An 18,255-nucleotide genomic window follows, 5' to 3' on the forward strand; every position below is an offset into this window, starting at 1 on the left:
CGCCGGTGGCGCGGCGACGACCGCTGCTGGATCGAAGTGCGCGGCCTCTCCGAGCGCGAACCGGACCGCGATGTGGGTCCCGCGGTACTCGCCGCCCTCCGCGGGCATCGCGGTGTGATCTCGGCGACCCTCAACTATCCGCTGTCGCGCGTCATCGCGGAGGTCGACGAAACGACAACCATCGACGAGCTGTGTGGCGTGGTGGCCGCTGCCGAAAATCGGCGCCCCGATTCCGGTCACCTGCCGGTCGACCTGCCCGCCGACGGCATCGTGCTGGCCGGCAGCATGGTCTCGGCGGCGATGAACGCCGCCGGGCTCGGTGTCGCACTGGCCGGCCGCGTCGTCGGTCTGCGGGGGCTGCCGGTAGGCCTCAACGCCGTTGTCGCGCTCGTCGATCACCAGCCGAGGCTGCGTCGCGCCGTCGAACAGCGCCTCGGCGCCAACGCCGCCGATACCGCGATCGCGCTTGCCGCGGCCGCCGTGTACACCGTCACCCAATTGCCGGCGTCGCTGGGCGTCGACATGTTCATCCACCTCGCGAAGGCCGCCGAGACCCGCGCCGCGGCCACCATCTGGCAACGCCGCGAACCGGGACTCGCGGCGCACGCGACGTGTATCGACGGTATCCGGCCTGGTGACCGACCAGGACCGCTGCCGCCGGGACCGGTTGAGCGCCACGGAGACCGCAGTGGACTGGCCCAGGCGGCTGCCGCACCGGCGATCGGCATTCTCACCGGCGCCCTCGACGCCGCCGCCACCGCCGTCGTGGTCGCCGCCCCTAAAGCGGCCCGCGCCAGCCGCGAGTCGTTCGCCGCGACACTCGCCCGCGGCCTGGCCGACCGACACGGCGCCCTGCCCTTGCGGCCCGGGGTGTTCCGGCGCCTCGACCGGGTCGACGCCGTGGTGCTCGACCCTCGGGCATTGTGCTGCGACGAACTGCGGGTTGCGCGCATCCGCGACGTGCCCGAGCACGAGCGGGCGGTGGTATGGGAGTGGGCACAGGACCAATTGGACTGCGGTGCATTGCAACTCGGGTGGCAGCCGGTGACACGGTCGCTGTCCGGAGATGACAGGCGCAGCGCGGTGCTGGTGCGCTACGCGCATCACCCACTGGCGTCGGCGGTGCTCGGCGAAGTGCGCCGCAGCGGCGCCGAGCTGGTGTCGGTCGACGTCGACACGATCGACGACCTGCGTTCGTTGTTCGACGACCTCGATCCGATGAACGGGTCCCTCGACGAAGCGCTCGCCCGTACGGTGCACCGGTTGCAGCGGGAGGGCCACACCGTGGCGATGGTGTCGAGTTCCGCGGCACAGGCACTAGCCGACTCCGACGTCGCGATCGGCATCGCCGCAGACGGCCCGCCGCCGTGGCACGCCGACGTGCTCGTCGACGACCTGGACAGTGTGTGGCGGATTGTGCACGCCCTACCGGCGGCCCGTCGAGCCAGTGAACGCGGCGTGGAAATCGCCACCGGCGCTTCAATTTTGGGTACGCTCCTGATGATCCCCGGGGTGCGTGGCCGCGGCTCGGGCCCGGTCACCGCAGGGGCCGCCGTCGGCGTATGGACGGGATACCGGCTCGCCAGCGGAGCGCTGAGGGCGCCACCGCCGCCTGCCGCGAGCGTGCACGAGTGGCACGCCATGTCTGTGGAACAGGTGTCTCGTGTGCTGCAGCCGCCGCAATCCGCCCAAGCGCCCAAGCGCTCGCGACTGGCATCCGCTGCCCGCCCCGCGCGCTCGGTCGTCGATCCGGTGCGCCGGGCGATGTGGGATTTCGCCGGCGCGATGCGCGAGGAACTGTCCGACCCGTTGATCCCGGTGTTGGCGGTGGGGTCGGCGGCCAGCGCGGTGCTGGGCTCGCCGGTCGACGCGATCCTGGTCGGATCGGTCCTCGCCGGGAACGCCGCCCTGGCGGCGACCCAGCGGATCCGGGCCGAACGGCTGCTGCGGCGACTGCTGGCCGCGCAGGACCCACCGGCTCGCAAGCTGGTCGGCGCCGATCGCTACGCGACGGTTGATGCCGCCGACCTGCGCCCCGGTGACGTCATCGAGGTGCGGCCAGGTGAAGTGGTGCCCGCCGACGCGCGGCTCACCCACGTGCTCGACGTGGAAGTCGACGAGTCGTCATTGACCGGGGAGTCGCTGCCGGTGCCCAAGCAGGTCGACGCCACACCAGCCGCGCCCGTCGCCGAGCGGGCTTGCTTGTTGTTCGCCACCACGACAGTGGTCGCGGGCACCGCGGTCGCGATCGTCACCGACGTCGGTGAGCGGACGCAGGCGCGCCGTGCCGCCGCGACCCCGCACGCGGACGGCTCGGCCGTCGGCCTGCAGACCCAGCTCAAACATCTGACGAACAAGGCGTGGCCGTTCAGCCTTGTCGGCGGAGGATTGGTCACCGCGCTCGGGCTGCTGCGGCGCACCGGTCTGCGGCAGGCCGTCAGCAGCGGTGTGGCCGTCAGCGTGGCCGCTGTTCCCGAGGGGCTGCCGCTGGTCGCGACGCTGGCTCAGCAGGCGTCGGCGCGGCGACTCACCCGCGCCGGCGCGCTGGTGCGTAGTCCGCGATCGGTCGAGGCGCTCGGCCGTGTCGACGTGGTGTGCTTCGACAAGACCGGAACGCTCAGCGAGAACCGGCTGCGGGTGACCAGGGTGCATGCCGCGACCGGATTGTCAGACGACGATGTGCTCATCCACGCCGTCCGTGCCACACCGCTCGCCAACGGTGGGCCGCACGAACACGCAACCGACAGCGCGGTCGCCGAGGCCGGGAGACACCTGGACCGCGGCGAGTCGTCGGCGCATTTGCCGTTCCGGTCGGGTCGCCCGTTCTCGGCATCCGTGTGCGGCGAACAGTTATCGATCAAAGGGGCGCCGGAGGTGGTGCTCGCGGCGTGCGCGGACGCCGACGAGGCGGTATGGCGGCAGGTGCGCAAGATGGCCGCCGACGGGCTGCGGGTAATTGCCGTCGCCACACAGCAGCTTTCGGCGTCACAGGTCCGATCGGTACGCGACGACGCCGACGCCTTGGCCGAATTGTGCAGCGATGGACTGCGGTTCGCCGGCTTGCTGGGTCTTTCGGACACGCCGCGCGAAGGCGCGACCGAGGTGCTGGCCGAGCTGGTCGACCGCGGCATCGGGGTGCGGCTGATCACCGGCGACCACCCCGTGACGGCCACCGCGATCGCCGCCGCCGTTGGCATGCCCGTCGACGACGATCAGGTGATCAGTGGACCCGAATGGGAGGCGCTGTCCCGGCGCAAACAGGAGCAGGCAGTGCAGAGCCGGCGGGTGTTCGCCCGGATGTCACCAGAGCACAAGGTGCAGATCGTCGAGACAATCCAGCGGCTGGGTCACGTGTGCGCCATGGTCGGCGACGGCTCCAACGACGCGGCGGCCATCCGCACCGCAACCGTCGGCATCGGCGTGGCCGCGCGCGGCAGCGACCCGGCCCGCACCGCCGCGGACGTCATGTTGCTCGACGGGCAGATCCGTTCGCTGCTGGACGCCTTGGACGAAGGTCGGCAACTGTGGCGGCGAGTGCAGGCGGCCGTGGCCGTGCTGCTCGGTGGCAACGCGGGCGAGGTGGCTTTTGCGATCGCCGGCACCGCGCTCACCGGCCGGGCACCGCTGAACACCCGCCAATTTCTGCTGGTCAACATCCTCACCGATGCGCTGCCGGCCGCGGCCCTTGCCGTCAGCCCGCCGAGGGCCGAGCTGCGTTATACCGGCCGGGGGCCTGACCGAGCCGCGTTGTGGCGGACCGTGGCGGTGCGCGGTGCGACGACCGCCTCCGCCGCGACAGCCGCGTGGGTGTTGGCGAGCTTCACGGGCCGGCGGCGCCGCGCGTCGACGGTGGCGCTGGTGGCGTTGGTCGCGACGCAGTTGGGACAAACCCTCATCGACTCGCACAGCCCGCTGGTGGTCGGCACCGCGGCCGGCTCACTGTTGGTACTCGGCGTGCTGATCAGCACGCCGGGAGTGAGTCAACTGGTCGGCAGCACGCCGCTGGGTCCGGTCGGCTGGTGGCAGGCGTTGTCGACGGCCGCCGTCGCGACCGCCGTCGCCGCTATCGCTCCGCGCCTGTTCGCCGCGGGCGGGCAGCAACGGGATGATCAGCCGACGATCTCGATGACCCCCAGGCGCCACAGCACCGCGTACAACTCGCGCAACGGCACGGTCAGCACCTGCGTCAGCGCGCCTGTCAACGGATCCGAGGAGACGCCTACACCAGTTCTCATCACGAAAGACAGCCTGCGGACCTCAGGCGTCGAATTGTCGAATACACCATGACGGGGAGGCAACAAGTGGCCGAAGAATTGCCTACCACTCACCGAAACGCCGTCGATCGGGTGCTGGCTGCGCAGGGTTTCGCGGTGGACGTCCCGATGGTCGGTCGGGTCCGCATCCCTAGGCCCGAGCAGTTGGCGTACTACGGTGCACTCGGCGCGCTGGCCGCGGCGGAGATCATCGAATGGCCCGTGGCGCTGGTCCTCGCGGCCGGTCATTGGTTGGTGCAGGATCAGCACAATCGCGTCGCCCACCAAATCGGCGAAGCCCTCGAAGAGGCGTAGGTGAACGGCGGGTGACTATCGACCGGAAAGCACTCGCCGCTGCCCGTTACGGTCGCAGCGGCGCCCGGCGGGGTCGGACGACCCGGCGCGTGATTTTCCAGCCTGCGACGGTCCGCTCAATGCTGTCGTCGTAGGTGACGCTACCGACGGACCCATCCCGCATGACGCCGAGACCCTTGGACGCAGCGCGGACTGTTCCGTCCGGAGCTTCGTCGAGCACGATGTTCGTGACGTGGTGGGCTACCGGGTGGGCGTCGCCTAACGCCAGGGCGGCCTCCCGGTAGGCGGTCAGCCCGACAAGGATGCCGCCGCCCAGGGCGCTCACGTCGTATGTGACCTCCTCGGCGAACACCGCGTGCAACTCGTCGAAATCGCCGCGGTCCGTCATATGCCCGTGCAAGTTGATCAAGTCCGTGATGGCGAACCGGTCTTCAGCGGTCAACATGGTGGCGGCAACCCTTCAGCGCTTAGGCGGGGACATCCCCACTTACGTACAGGTACCGTAACTGGGGATGTCCCCGAATGGCAAGCGTGGGCCCAGGTCCGACGCATCGCGCAATACCGCCCGTCTGCTCGCCACTGCTCGAGAGCTCATGGCCGAGGAGGGAAACGAGGTTGCCCTCGACGAGGTCGCACGGCGCGCCGGCGTCGGCAACGCCACGCTGTACCGCCACTTCCCGACCCGCGCGGACCTACTCGTCGCCGTGTACGCCGACGAGGTGGCAGCCCTGTGCCGCTGCGGCGCGGAGCTGATCGACGCGGCGTCGCCGCTCGACGCGCTTTTCCACTGGCTCGACAAGTTCGTCGTGCACGTCGCGACGAAGCGTCCGCTCGCATTGGCCGCGACCGAGGGCCCCGGCGGCCGCCGGACGACACGGTTCGAGGAGTGGCATGCGTCGATCACCGCCACCGCCAGCGACCTGGTGCAGCGCGCCCGACCGGCGCTGCGGCCGGACGTCACCGTGACTGACGTGTTGGCGCTGGCCAGTGGCGCGGCCCTTGCCACCGACGCCGAATACGCACGCCGCCTGGTCGCGCTGCTGCGCACCGGCTTGGCAGCCTGAACGGCTGATGCAGCCGAGGATTGAAATGCGCCCGACCGCAACGCATTCGCATCGGCATGAGGGTGTGACAGGAATCCTGCCGAAGTGGCAGATCGCTTGCGCTTCGTCACACTGATGCAAAGTCGGTGAGACACGGCAAAGGTAGTGCAGCGGAACCGAACTCGGAGGCTGCCGAGTCCGCACACGAGACGTTCCTGTGCTACCGGCTCAAAATCGAGTGCATGACGAACTGAGGTCGCTGGCGCCGCCGACGCTGAGGTGGAAATACCGCTGGGGTTCGCTGCCCTGATGTGTTCGGTCACGTCGAAGGTCGCGGCTACGCCGTCGAAATCCGATGGTCACCACTGGAGTATATGGACGCGGCGATGGCGACTCCGCCGATTCGGCGAGTGCTCGAACCCTCCGTCGTGGTCGGTGATGTCCGGCGGGTGATCTGTCGGGTCGTCGGTTCCGATGATGATCATGATGGGCAGGAGCGCACACCGAGCAACGAGCCGACATAATCGAAGGTCTGCGAAACAAAGATCGCGGCTGTTCGAATGATGCCTAGAAGACTTCCGGGCAATCATCAAGGAGCGGATTCATTTTCAACCTTTAGAAATCCGAATACCGCAGCTCGAAGTACTTTCCGGCACGATCCGGTTCGGATTGAGAATTCGACCGTGATTTCCTTCGCGGAGTGGGCGTGTTCACTGGGTTCCACGGGTCAGGATGTGGTCGGCATTCTGCTTGTCGGGATGGTTTGTGCTGGTCAGGCTGGTTCCACCTCGGATGGCACGCTGGAGAGCATGAGGCTCGAGGCGGTGGACACCGCGCCGGAATCGCGGGGTGACCGACTATTGCGGCGACAGTGCGACACAGTCGTATACTCGCGTTATGGCCGGTGAACCGTCCTCCACGGAATTCCTTGTGGCGCCGATTCTTGTGGTGCAGACGAGGGAACGCGTCTATCGGCTTCGCGCTGGGAGCGCATATAATGTCGGTCGCGATCCGGCAGCCGACATTGTTGTGACCGATCCGCGTGTATCTTCGTTGCACGCAGTTCTGGAGCGGGGTGCGGATGGTTGGGAAATAGAGGACATCGGCAGCCTCAACGGCACCTTTTTCGCCGGCCACCGTGTCGACCGGATGGTGATCGACCGAGAGGAGACATTCCAGCTCGGGCACGCCGTGGACGGTGAGCAGTTGGCCTGCTCGGTGGAAGCCCCATCCGGCCGCGAGCCTGGTGGCGATACCGGTGGAGACACGATGGTCGTCCCCGATCCCGGCTACGACCTCGACGATGAAGCAACGGTCACGAAGTCCTACCCGAGCATGCCCCGGCCAGTGGCGCGACCGTCACATCCGGTGGGCCGCCCCAGCGGGGTCGTCCCGATCACATCGGACACGCTTCGGATCGGACGCGCCGCCGACAACGACGTTGTCGCGCTCGACCTCATGCTCTCCCGCCATCACGCCGAGCTGCACAAGATCGGTGCGGGCAAGTACCGGATCGTCGACCTCGGCAGCCACAACGGCACCTACGTCAACGGCTCCCGGGTGGACGCGGCGGACCTATCCGAGTCCGACTTGATCGGCATGGGGCACACGACGTTCCGGCTCGTCGGCGATGAGCTGCGCGAGTCGGTCGACACCGGGGACGTGTCGGTCTCGGTGCAGAACCTCACCGTGCGGACACCCGAGGGCAAGGTGCTCCTCGACGGGCTGGGCTTCCCCATCCCGCAGCGCTCGCTCGTCGGGGTCATCGGACCCAGCGGCGCGGGCAAGTCGACGCTGCTCGGCGCCGTCACCGGATTACGGCCCGCGACAGAGGGGACGGTCCGCTACGACGGACGCGACCTGTACGCCAATTACGACGAGCTCCGGCATCGGATCGGGCTGGTCCCGCAGGAGGACATCCTGCACAACCAGCTTCCGACGCGGCGCGCGCTGCTCTACGCGGCGGAACTGCGCTTCCCCGGTGACACGCGCAGTGAGGAGCGCGAGCAACGGGTCGACGAGGTCCTCGATGAGCTCGGCTTGGCGCGGCACGCCGATACCCGCATCGATAGGCTTTCGGGCGGGCAGCGCAAACGCGTGAGCGTTGCACTGGAGTTGCTGACCAAACCGTCCCTGTTGTTTCTCGACGAACCAACCTCCGGCCTCGATCCGGGCCTGGACAAAACGGTCATGGAAATGCTGTCCGAACTGGCGCACGACGGGCGGACCGTCATCGTCGTTACGCACAGCGTGGCGAATCTGGATTACTGCGACCGCCTGCTGGTCCTGGTGCCTGGCGGTCGGCTGGCCTATTACGGGCCGCCGGGGGAGGGGCTGCAGCAGTTCGCCCAACGCACCTGGGCTGAGGTGTTCCAGGCGTTCGAGCGCGAGGACGACCGCGATTGGGCCGGTGAGTTCCGGTCTTCGCCACGCTTCCAGAACTACGTGGCGGTCGGACTGACCGATGATGTCGGTCCAGAAGAAGTGCGTCCACCGGCGCCGCCGCCCGCGCAGCAGTCCAAGCTCAGCCAGCTGAGTACGTTGTGCCGGCGCTATCTGGCGGTGATTGCCTCGGACCGAAGTTATTTGGCGCTCCTCGGCGTGATGCCGCTGCTGCTGGGTGGCTTGATCGCTGCGGTGCCGTCGGGCGACGGGTTCACCGGGACGCCGGGAACCAACACCGATGCCCCGACCAAGCTCATGATTTTGGCATTCGGTGCATGCTTCGTGGGCACCGGCAACGCGATTCGCGAGATCGTCAAGGAGCAGACGATCTACCGAAGAGAACGCGCCGCAGGCCTGTCAGCGGGGGTCTATCTGATGTCGAAACTGCTGGTCCTGGGTGTGATCACCACCCTTCAGGCGGCGGTGTTGGTCTTGATCGGCACCATTGGTGTGAGTATGCCGCCGAAGGGGATTTTCACGGCGGTCGAGCTGGAGCTGATCCTGGCGATGTCGATGCTCGGCATCACCTCGCTGGCACTGGGCTTGCTGGTGTCGGTGTCGGTGAACACCTCGGAGAAGACACTGCCGCTGCTGATTGTGCTGTCGATGGCGCAGCTGGTGCTCACGGGTGGGCTGGTCCGGCTCCCCGGCACACCCGGCCTGGAGCAACTGTCCTACCTGTCGCCGTCCCGTTGGGGATACGGCGCGGGAGCCGCCACCCTCGACCTCGATACCCTTTCACCGCACACGGGCGGACCCGACCCGCTGTGGGAACACAGCCTCGGCACCTGGCTGGTCGACATGGGAGCCGTCGCCGGCCTAGGCGCCGCCTTCCTCGCGTTGGCCTGGTACCGCCTGTACCAGCTGCGGCCACGGCGCCGCGGTGCCCGCCGCGCGAGGCTTTGACGCCCAGCGATGCGAGCCGCCGGCTCGTCGGCTGATTGGTTTCCTCAGGCCAACGAGCTTGGGGAGGGCTTGAAGCATCAGCGAATCCGCCTGCGACTCTCGCCGACCGCGTGGTGGCTACAGCATCCGACGAGGTTTGCCCATCGCCTTGGCGCGGCGTACCGACACGCGCGACCACACCGCCTGCTGTACTGCCAAGGTGGCCCAGCCTGCCAGCGCCATTCCAGACAGGTTCACCACGAGTTGCAGGGTGCTGCCCCAGATCGCCGGCCCGACACCGAAGGCAGCGCCGAGTGCGATATTGCCCGCGGCGGGCACCGTGGTCACCGAGATGAAAACGCCGGCCATTCCTCCGGCCTTGGCCGAGGTCAGCGCGAGTACTCCGGCGGCGGCCGCGACGACGGCGACAATGAACGACCACTTGTCGGGGGTGTAGATGAAGGCCGTCCCGGGGCGCGGGCCGGTCACGGCATCCACGGTGATCCAGCCCAGTGCGCGCCCAAGCAAGGCGAGTGTGAAGGTGATGGCGATGGCGGTGGCGAAGCCGAGCAGCAGCGTGCGCACGGCGAGCCAGAGCAAGACGAATCGGCGGCGTACCAAGGCGACTCCGAGCGCGGCGATTGCCCCGAATTCCGGACCGAGGACCATTGCCCCGATGACCAGAATCTGGGAATCCAACACGATCGCGATCGCGGCGATCACCGTAGCGAAGGTCATAAAGCTGAGGTAGGTCCAGTTCAGCTCGGTTTCCTCATACGAGCGCTGGGCGACATCGGCCCAGACCACGGCGTCCGCACTGCTGCCCGGCGTGCGCACCTCGCAATCGAATCCGCTGCGCGACAGCCAGGTACGCACCTGCTCGATCTCGATGCTGCCCGTACGGTGCAGTCCGATCGCGCGCAACCGCTCGATCACGTCATTCGCCGCCTCCCGCGCCACGTCGGCCAGCACCACGTCACCGCTGGGCTGCAAGGCGGCGCCCCGCATGACTGCGAGGCCACTGACGGCATCGTCTTGTTCGAGAATTCGGATCACGTCATCGGTTATCTCGGCCGGAGCCAGCATCCGCAGGTGTAGCACCCCGATAGTGTGCCGCGCACCGCCGCATATCGCGCCGCGACGCGGCGCAACAATCTGAGCACCGGCTGTAGCCAAATCATCGTCAGCATGCGACAACCCGGCATACCTTCCCATCACCCCCACACCGAAGCCCAGGGTGCAATATCCATGTCGCATTCAGTACTGAATATGTCGTTTCCGACCATAGGTTCGACCGGCGCGCGCGATCTACCGTGATTCACAACAACGGCAAACCCTTTCGGAGACATAGTGGCGACGGTCGACACCAACGGCATCCACCTCGAGCCGCCGGTGCGGATACGATGCTGAATCGAGCCGAATCGGAGCTGACTACGTTGCCATTCAACGGTCGCCGCAACGCGCTCCACATGCGACCTGACATACCTATGACCGTTCGACGCGTGTGACACCAGGCATGCGCCTGCGCTCACCTATCACCTGGCCGGATTCCTGTTCCATCCTCTGGAGGCACGTCTATGACCGCAGCACAGTCCCCAACTTCCACACCGCACACCACCGCGCCCGAAACCTGCCCTGTCCAGCACGGATCACCTATCAATACTGACACCCCTCAAGTCTGTCTGCGTAGCCGGAAGTTCGCCGCTGATCCGCATAGCGGCTACCGTGACATGCGCAGACAGTACGGCTCGCTGGCTCCGATGGAATTGGCTCCGAATGTGCCCGCGACCTTGGTGATCGGGTACCGCACCGCGTTGCGAATCCTCAACGATCCCGAGCACTTTCCTGCCGATCCACGCCGATGGCAGCAGAACATTCCCGACGACTCACCCATCAAGCCGATGCTGGAGTGGCACCCGAATGCGCTGCGCAACAGCGGAGACGCGCATGCTCGCTATCGGCAGACGTACACCGCCAGCATCGACGGAATCGACCTGCACGCCTTTCATTCCACGGTCGAGAAGATCGCGATTCCCCTGATCAACAGCTTCTGTGCGGACGGTACGGCGGACTTGGTGTCCCAGTACGCGTTTCCGCTCGTCTTCGAGGTCCTCAACCAAATGGTCGGCTGCTCGGCGGAACTGGGGCAGCGCGTCGCGACCGGCATGGCCGCGCTCTTCGATACCGTCGAGGCTGCCCGTGGCATGGAGATGCTCAGCGAGGCGCTGACGGAGTTGATTCAGCTGCGACGCGCGGAGCCCGCGGACGACGTCACGTCGCGGCTTGCTCATCATCCGGCCGACCTCGATGACACGGAGATGCTTTCTCAGCTGATCAGCTTCTACGGTGCGGGTATCGAACCGCAGCAGAATCTGATCGCCAACACCCTGTTGCTGATGCTGACCGACGAGCGGTTCGGCGGCGATGTGCTCGGTGGAAGTCTGTCGACCCGCGACGCGCTCGATGAAGTGCTGTTCAACGACCCGCCGTTGGCCAACTTTTGCGCAACCTACCCACGGCAACCGATGCTGATCGACAACACCTGGTTGCCTGCGCACCAGCCGGTGCTCATCAGTCTCGCCGGATGCAACAACGACCCCGCGATCCGTGGTGGGGACCGCACCGGTAATCGCTCGCATCTGGCGTGGAGTACGGGGCCGCATGCCTGCCCGGCCAAGTCCGTGGCGTACCTGGTCGTGCAGGATGCCATCGATCAACTACTCGACGCTCTCCCTGAAATGCGGCTGGCTGTGCCGCCTGAGGAGCTGGTGTGGCGACCGGGCCCTTTCCATCGGGCTATGACGGCATTGCCGGTTGTCTTTCCCGAGTCCCCTCCGTTGAACATCATGTAGGAGCCCGACCGATGGAGCCGATTGATCTTTCGGTCCCAACCGAGCGCCCCTTCCGCTGAACTCGACGCGAATGACCAGCGGCATGCTTGCCCTCCGGCCACAGTCGGCGATCAGAGGGGCCACCGAGACCGTTCCTCGGCAATGCGCGCGATGTCGGTGGGCGTGCCGCCCATGATGGTGGCGGCGTGTTCGGTGATCAGCTCGATCGGCCAGTCCCACCATCGGGCTTGCAGCAGCAGTTCGACGTCTTCCGGCTCGAAGCGGGCGCGGATGGGTCGGGCCGGATTGCCCGCGACGATCGCGTAGGGCGCCACGTCTTTGGTGACAACCGAGTGTGCGGCGACGACCGCGCCGTCGCCGAGGGTGATGCCGGGCATGATCGTCGCCTCGCGGCCGATCCACACGTCGTTGCCGATGACGGTGTTCGGCACCGGCGGGATGGAGAGGAAGGTGTCGAGGGTGTTCTCCGCCCAGGCGCCGCCGAACATGGTGAAGGGATAGGTCGACGGCCCGATCATGGGGTGATTGCCCGCGGGCATGAGGAAGGTCGCCCGCGGTGCGATCGCGGAGAACCGGCCGATGATCAGGCGCTGCGGGCCGTAGTTGTAGAGGACGTTCGCTGTCTGGAATGGGACGCCGGATCCCTCGTCGTCGAAGTAGGTGTAGTCACCGACCTCGATGAACTCGGAATCGACCTGGTTGACGAGAAAGACCACGTTGGTCAGATCGGGACGAGTGGAGGGGTGCAGTTGGCGAGGGTCCGGTACCGACATGCCGCCCATTATTCTGACGGTCCCTACCTCGTGTGCGTGAATGGGTGGACACGTGCGGCGGCTGCGGACGCAGCCGTTGGTAATCGGCCTTGTGGGTGGGGCACGGAGTTCTTATCATCATCTGACCCCCGAGAGGAGTGTCCCCATGACACACAATCCAGAAGCTTTCGATGCCGCTGTCCACCTCGACATCACGGATCAGGCCGAGTCAGCTTTGTCGGTAAAGAAGATCCAGCAGCTCAGCGCCAAGCCGACGACGTTCGTCATCGAGTCGGACCTCCGTTTGAAGAAAGACATCGAGACAGCTTGATACAAATGCCCTCCGAGACGCGGGAGGGATGTTCACCAGCTAGGCTTCCGCGGTGGCTGGAGCCTTCCCTTCCGCTTCTCGGTTCGCTCACCGACGAGCAAGCTTTCGTCGCGGTGCGGGGAATTCGGGCGATCAGCTGGAAGTGGCGATTCTGGTCGGTAGTGCGCAGGCCGCGTCTACTCGGGGGCCTTGGGCGGCGGCACTATGGAGTCGCCGCTCAAGATGTAGACGACCAGCTGAGCGAAGCCATTCCCGGCATCGTCGTGTGCAGCCATGGAACGCGTTGCCCTCGGCACAGCGGTGTGGGCGGCGAATGCACCGGACGGCTCCAGGTGCACTACGAGTTGGTGGTGTTGGTCGTGCTGGCCGCGGCCCGGCACCTCAACAAAAACGAAAACCGGGTGGACGCGCTGAGTAACGTGCCCCGAGTTCCGTCGCACGCGGTGCAGAACTACTGCTATCACACGATCGCCGCAATACACCGGGCCGCAGGACAAGGCGGTGACGTGTGAGTGTCGAAGATTCGCCACGCAGCGTGTTGGTGTGCATGCCGTGGCACGAGTTGACCCGCCCGTCGCTCGCGATCGGTCTGCTGAAAGCGAGTTGTGTAGCGCATGGCATGGCCGAACCCGCCGCATATTTCGCCAATATCCACTGGGCCGAAGTGCTGCTGGACGCCGGGTTGACCGTGGGCGACTATCTCCGGATCTCTGATGGTGGGTTTGCGCACGCGCTCGGCGAATGGGTGTTCGCCGGCGCGTTGAACGGCCAGGAATTCGGGATCGAGCAAATGACGGACTACGCGCGACGGCACCGGATCGACCTCGATCTGATCTCCCGAATGCGGGAATTCGCAGACGATTTCGTCTCCTCGGTCACCGACGCGGTGCTGACCATGGATCCGGAAATGGTCGGGTTCACCTCCACGTTCAGCCAGAACGTGCCGAGCCTGGCCGTGGCGAAACGGATCAAGCAACGCGCACCTGGAATCCGGACCCTGTTCGGCGGCTACAATTGCGACGGGATCATGGGTGTCACGCTGCACCGGGAATTCGAATTCGTCGACTTGGTGCTGCGCGGCGAATCCGACGAGACCTTTCCGGAATTGCTCGGTGCGCTCGGCTCGGAACATGGCGACCTCGGGTCGATTGCCGGACTGTGCTGGCGGGACGCCGATGGCGGGCAGCAGGTGAACGATCGCAGGGGCACCCTGGTCGGTCCCGCCGGCATGCGCGTCCCATTGTTCGACGATTGGTTTCAAACTTACGACAACAGTGTGGTCAGTGAGTTCACTGAACCGGAGTTGGTGCTGGAGAGTTCGCGTGGCTGCTGGTGGGGCGAGAAACATCACTGCACCTTCTGCGGCCTGAACGGGTCGACAATGACCTACCGGGCGAAGGAACCGTCCCGGTTCGTCACCGAACTCGACCACTTGGTGCGCAAGCACCGCACACTGGACGTCACCGTGGTCGACAACATCCTTGATGTCTCCTATCTGCGTACCTCCCTCCCGGAGATCGCCGCGATGGACATCGACTTGCGACTGCATTACGAGATCAAGGCGAACATCACCGCGGAACAGGCGGCGACTCTGCGGGCGGCGAAGGTGTGGAGTGTGCAGCCGGGCATCGAGTCTCTTGTGGACGACGTGTTGCGGAGAATGGACAAGGGCATCGGTGGAGTGCGCAATGTGCGCGCGTTGCGGGACTTGGAAACCGAGGGGATCACCGTCGGGTGGAACTGGCTGTACGGATTTCCCGGCGAACGCGAGGAGGACTACCGCAGGGTGATCGAGCAGTTGCCCGCGCTGGTGCACCTTCAGCCGCCAAGCGGAGCGACCCGGATCTTCCTCGAACGGTTCTCGCCGAATTTCGCCGATCCGGCCATCGGCTTCACCGAACGGGCTCCCGCTGAGCGATACCATGCGGTGTACGACCTCGATCGGCGGGTACTCGCCGACCTCGTCTACGAGTTCGACACTCCGGATCAGGGGATCACCGAAGAGCAGGTTGCCCCACTGGGCGCCGCGATCGCTGTATGGCAAGCGCGGTACTCGGAGAGTTCCTTGCTCCGCAACGATATCGACGGCGTGCTGATCATCAGGGATCGCCGGTTCGGCTGGGCAGCGGACGACTACGTGTTCACCGATTCGAGGGAGCGGGAAGCCTGGGTCGAATTGGAGCACGGCCGCACCATCCCCGCGTTGCACCGCAATCTCGCCTCGGCCGGGTTCCCTTGGGACGAGGCGGAACTGGAGGAATGGCTCGCCGCGCAGCTGGCGAACGGGCTGGTGTTCACCGAAGGTGGACGCTGGCTCGGAGTGGCGACTACGCCGGGTGGGATCGAACGCTCGATCGTGCGGCCGGAACAACCGGAGCCGGTGCTGGTGCGCATCGAGGCGCCGACATGACCGCCCCACTGGCCCGGTGGCCGGAAACCGTCGTCGCCGACCTCACGAAGCCGGCCGCGACGGTCGCCGATGCCCGCCGGCTCGGGCAGGTCGTCACCATCGCCGATCCGGTGCGATTCGGTGGTGGGGCGGACGACTTCGCAGTGCTGCGATTGCTGGGCGCGGCGATGGAGGCCGGTGTTCGAATGGACTGGACACTTGGCTCCGCGGCACCGTCCGGACTGGACGACGTTGTGCACTTGCCGCCGCCCGCGCGCGCGGAGGGCCGCACCGCGGAACAGACGCTGGCGCGGTGGCTGGAACGCCACCAGGTCGGCCTCTGTTCTTACCGGTACGGACCGGATTTCGTGGCTATCAGGGACATTCGCCGAGCCGAAGCGAGCTTTCGCGCCACACTCGATGAGCCGCACGCCACCCGGTTCCGTGCGCTGGCCGCCGCAACCCGTGTCGATGAGCTGACCGGCGATGAGTTGATGCTGCTGGCCGACTTGCGGAACAACGACCTTGCCCTCATCGACGGTGCGCATTTCCTGTTGTCGCCATACCGAGTTCGAACCTTCCCCATTCCGTGTACCACCTTCTGAATTCACCACAAGCTGAATCCTCCGGTGAGTTCGGAGACTTGCCGGTGTGACAGCCCGGCGGGTTGTGGAGGGTAGTAGGCGGCCTACATTTCGACGGATGGCGTGTCCCCGCAGTACTGGTTGGTGCCGCGACCGAACTCGCATCGTCGAAGGCGTCATCCGGTCACGGGCGCGGTGCGCTATGGGCGGCGAGTGCGGATTCGAGTCGTCCGCCACACACCAGCTCCAGGCGACGGGGCCATGGGTGTTCGCCCATCGTGCCGGGACCCGCGAAATAGAACGTGGAGCAGCCCGGGCCATGGTTGCGGTCGTGCGGGTTGAATCCGCCGCCGTCGGGGACCATGCCCGCCGACTCCGCGAGTTCGCGCCGCATATTCAGATAGGTGCTCGAGTCCAAGCCCTCTACGGCGAAAGCGAAGTGGGTCTCTCGGTTGTGGCGCCGTTCGTCCTCGCGCGCCCACGGGTGGGCGGCCGACGTCACTGGGAAGAAAATCTCGATCCGCTGGTCGAGGCCGGGACTGCCAGGGTGTCGGCGTCGGGCGTGCACGATGTGAATGCGATAGCTGTCCGTGTCGAGTCCGTAGCGGGTGCAGACCCGTCGCTGGACGACGACGCTCGGCACCGTCGCGCCCAGCCGGAAGCCGGCCGTTGCGAGGTGCTTGCGCATGGCCTCGGCATCCGTCGGAAACAAGAAGACCGCACCATGATCGAAAATACATCGATCCCACAGGGCGCCCCGCGACTCGTCGCCGTGATCCAGTGCCAACAAGGTCGAAAGAATGACCCGCGGAGAAAAGGACGCGATGTACTCGACCAACCGGGTCAGTCTGGCGCTGTCCGTCGCATCGAGGCCGTCGGCCCCGACGGCGGAGGCTTCGACACTATCGACATCTGATAGTTCCATCGTGCGGGGCCCCGTCCGGTGAAGCAATTCCAGCGCGGCGCAGCGTGAAGAACTGGTGCGGAAATCTGCCAGTGCGAAGTATTCCCGGTGGAATCGACTCCCGCAACGCGAAACCTAGATCCTGATGACGCTGCGCCGCGGAGAAGCCGAGCGAGCGGACAACGCAGTTCCTTCGCTATATCTTGCGTCCCAACAGGCTTGGCCAGCGCCCTGCGGCACGCTATGGCAAGATCCGTCAGTGGAAGTGTCCATAGGAGTGGAATTCCCTGCTCACGAAGGTGTTCCACGCTTCGTTGAAATCAGCCGCGTGGCCGATCAGAGACTCATCAGGAACGGCTATGACCAATGGCAAGTTGCTCGAGCGAGTGCGGGACCTCGTCCCGGACATCAGGGAGCGGGCTGCGAATACCGAGCGGCAGCGGCGGGTGCCGGAGCACACGATCCGCGAACTGGCCGACGCAGGCGTTTTCCGAATGTTGCAGCCCCGCCGTTTCGGTGGCGACGAGTCATCGCCGGTAAAGTTCTTCGAAGTCATTCGAGCTATCGCGGCGGCCTGCCCGTCGACGGGGTGGGTCGCCTCGGTATTCGGCACGCATGCATGGCAGCTGGCATTGTTCCCGCTGGAAACCCAGCATGACGTCTGGAGCCATAACCCCGACGCCTTGATTTCGACGTCCTATGTGCCGGCGGGTACCTTGACACCTGTCGACGGAGGGTTCGAACTGTCCGGCCGATGGGGGTTCTCGTCCGGCTGTGATCACGCCGACTGGGTCATGGTGGGTGCGTTGGCGCCTGGCGTCGACGGTGCACCGGGTGTCCACCTGACGTTGCTGGTGCCCCGCGGCGACTATCGGATCGACGATGTGTGGCATGCGGTCGGTCTGTCCGGAACCGGCAGCCATGACATTGTGATCGACAAGGCGTTCGTGCCTGTTCACCGGACCCACGATGCGGAGCTTCACAATGCGGAACTCGGCGGCGTGCCGTCCGATGTCCCCGCACTTTATCGGCTTCCCTTCACAAGCATCTTGCCGAGCGGCGTCGCCGCACCGGTCATCGGTGCCGCACAGGGCGCCTACGAGGCGTACCTCGAGCGAATGCGGCAGCGTGCCACCGCCACCGATCCTTTTACTCATGTGCACATCGCCCGGGCCGCGTCGGAGATCGACGCCGCGATCCTGCAAATGGATCGCAACCTGTCCGAGGAACTGCGCTACGCCGAAGCGGGCGAGGATATCCCGATTGAACTGCGATTACGCGCCCGCCGCGATCAGGTACGCGGCACCGAGCGCGCGGTAGAAGCGATCGAGCTGCTCTTCAGGATTTCCGGTGGCAGGGGGGCACACACTCCCAATGTGGTGGAACGCCATTGGCGGGACGCGCACGCGGGAAGCCTGCACCTTGCCAATGCCGCCGAGCGGGCGTTGGCGAACTTCGGCCGAGGCGAACTCGAGCTGCCCGTGGAAGATCGGATCCTCTGA

14 protein-coding genes and 1 pseudogene are annotated in these 18,255 nt (G+C 66.1%); 10 read left to right on the top strand and 5 right to left on the bottom strand.

Annotation, left to right across the window (positions count from 1 at the left end; all coding sequences use genetic code 11):
• Positions 1-1,785: 1,785 nt before the first annotated feature.
• Positions 1,786-4,011, top strand: a pseudogene (locus OH799_RS33205) (cation-translocating P-type ATPase); the annotation flags it as partial.
• A gap of 98 nt (positions 4,012-4,109) precedes the next feature.
• Here the strand turns inward: OH799_RS33205 and OH799_RS33210 are convergent.
• Positions 4,110-4,235: an Rv1535 domain-containing protein gene (locus OH799_RS33210; protein ID WP_357267593.1), complete on the bottom strand. Its 126-nt coding sequence runs from the start codon at positions 4,233-4,235 to the stop codon at positions 4,110-4,112.
• A gap of 48 nt (positions 4,236-4,283) precedes the next feature.
• Here OH799_RS33210 and OH799_RS33215 point away from each other — a divergent pair, with 48 nt between their 5' ends.
• On the top strand, positions 4,284-4,568 hold the full coding sequence (locus tag OH799_RS33215; protein ID WP_406272576.1) for a hypothetical protein: 285 nt from the start codon (positions 4,284-4,286) through the stop codon (positions 4,566-4,568).
• Between the two features lie 46 nt (positions 4,569-4,614).
• Here the strand turns inward: OH799_RS33215 and OH799_RS33220 are convergent, their stop codons facing one another.
• Positions 4,615-5,013 carry a nuclear transport factor 2 family protein gene (locus tag OH799_RS33220; RefSeq protein WP_406272579.1) on the bottom strand — a complete coding sequence of 133 codons (399 nt, stop codon included), beginning with the start codon at positions 5,011-5,013 and terminating at the stop codon, positions 4,615-4,617.
• 67 nt (positions 5,014-5,080) lie between these two features.
• Here OH799_RS33220 and OH799_RS33225 point away from each other — a divergent pair, with 67 nt between their 5' ends.
• Positions 5,081-5,632 carry a TetR/AcrR family transcriptional regulator gene (locus tag OH799_RS33225; RefSeq protein ID WP_406272582.1) on the top strand — a complete coding sequence of 184 codons (552 nt, stop codon included), beginning with the start codon at positions 5,081-5,083 and terminating at the stop codon, positions 5,630-5,632.
• An 876-nt stretch (positions 5,633-6,508) separates the two neighbouring features.
• Positions 6,509-8,962, top strand: coding sequence for an FHA domain-containing protein (locus OH799_RS33230; RefSeq protein ID WP_406272585.1), 2,454 nt, complete (start codon positions 6,509-6,511; stop codon positions 8,960-8,962).
• 117 nt (positions 8,963-9,079) lie between these two features.
• Here the strand turns inward: OH799_RS33230 and OH799_RS33235 are convergent, their stop codons facing one another.
• The gene (locus OH799_RS33235) at positions 9,080-10,042 is read right to left on the bottom strand and encodes a DUF389 domain-containing protein (protein ID WP_406272588.1); all 963 of its coding nucleotides are present in this window, start codon (positions 10,040-10,042) and stop codon (positions 9,080-9,082) included.
• 476 nt (positions 10,043-10,518) lie between these two features.
• Here OH799_RS33235 and OH799_RS33240 point away from each other — a divergent pair, with 476 nt between their 5' ends.
• Complete coding sequence (locus tag OH799_RS33240; RefSeq protein ID WP_406272591.1) at positions 10,519-11,793, top strand: cytochrome P450; 1,275 nt, start codon at positions 10,519-10,521, stop codon at positions 11,791-11,793.
• 110 nt (positions 11,794-11,903) lie between these two features.
• Here OH799_RS33240 and OH799_RS33245 read toward each other — a convergent pair whose 3' ends face one another.
• A complete protein-coding gene (locus OH799_RS33245) occupies positions 11,904-12,566 on the bottom strand; it encodes a CatB-related O-acetyltransferase (RefSeq protein WP_406272594.1) in 663 nt (220 codons plus the stop codon).
• A 145-nt stretch (positions 12,567-12,711) separates the two neighbouring features.
• On the opposite strand from OH799_RS33245, the gene OH799_RS33250 reads away from it, so the two are divergent.
• Genes OH799_RS33250 through OH799_RS33265 form a run of 4 tightly spaced genes read left to right on the top strand, consistent with a single transcriptional unit; the run spans position 12,712 to position 15,870 of the window.
• Positions 12,712-12,876, top strand: a complete 165-nt coding sequence (locus tag OH799_RS33250) for a hypothetical protein (RefSeq protein ID WP_406272597.1) — start codon at positions 12,712-12,714, stop codon at positions 12,874-12,876.
• A 5-nt stretch (positions 12,877-12,881) separates the two neighbouring features.
• Positions 12,882-13,388: a hypothetical protein gene (locus tag OH799_RS33255; protein ID WP_406272600.1), complete on the top strand. Its 507-nt coding sequence runs from the start codon at positions 12,882-12,884 to the stop codon at positions 13,386-13,388.
• A complete protein-coding gene (locus OH799_RS33260) occupies positions 13,385-15,286 on the top strand; it encodes a RiPP maturation radical SAM C-methyltransferase (RefSeq protein ID WP_406272603.1) in 1,902 nt (633 codons plus the stop codon). Before OH799_RS33255 ends, OH799_RS33260 begins: the two co-directional genes overlap by 4 nt.
• Complete coding sequence (locus OH799_RS33265) at positions 15,283-15,870, top strand: DUF5825 family protein (RefSeq protein WP_406272606.1); 588 nt, start codon at positions 15,283-15,285, stop codon at positions 15,868-15,870. Before OH799_RS33260 ends, OH799_RS33265 begins: the two co-directional genes overlap by 4 nt.
• 163 nt (positions 15,871-16,033) lie before the next feature.
• On the opposite strand, the gene OH799_RS33270 is transcribed toward OH799_RS33265, so the two are convergent.
• Positions 16,034-16,774, bottom strand: coding sequence for a hypothetical protein (locus OH799_RS33270; RefSeq protein ID WP_406272609.1), 741 nt, complete (start codon positions 16,772-16,774; stop codon positions 16,034-16,036).
• A 338-nt stretch (positions 16,775-17,112) separates the two neighbouring features.
• Between OH799_RS33270 and hsaA the strand changes: the two genes are divergently transcribed.
• Positions 17,113-18,255 (top strand): 3-hydroxy-9,10-secoandrosta-1,3,5(10)-triene-9,17-dione monooxygenase oxygenase subunit, encoded by a 1,143-nt coding sequence (gene hsaA, locus OH799_RS33275; RefSeq protein WP_406272612.1) that lies wholly within the window; start codon positions 17,113-17,115, stop codon positions 18,253-18,255.

This window comes from Nocardia sp. NBC_00881 (assembly GCF_045207455.1).
GTDB lineage: Bacteria > Actinomycetota > Actinomycetes > Mycobacteriales > Mycobacteriaceae > Nocardia.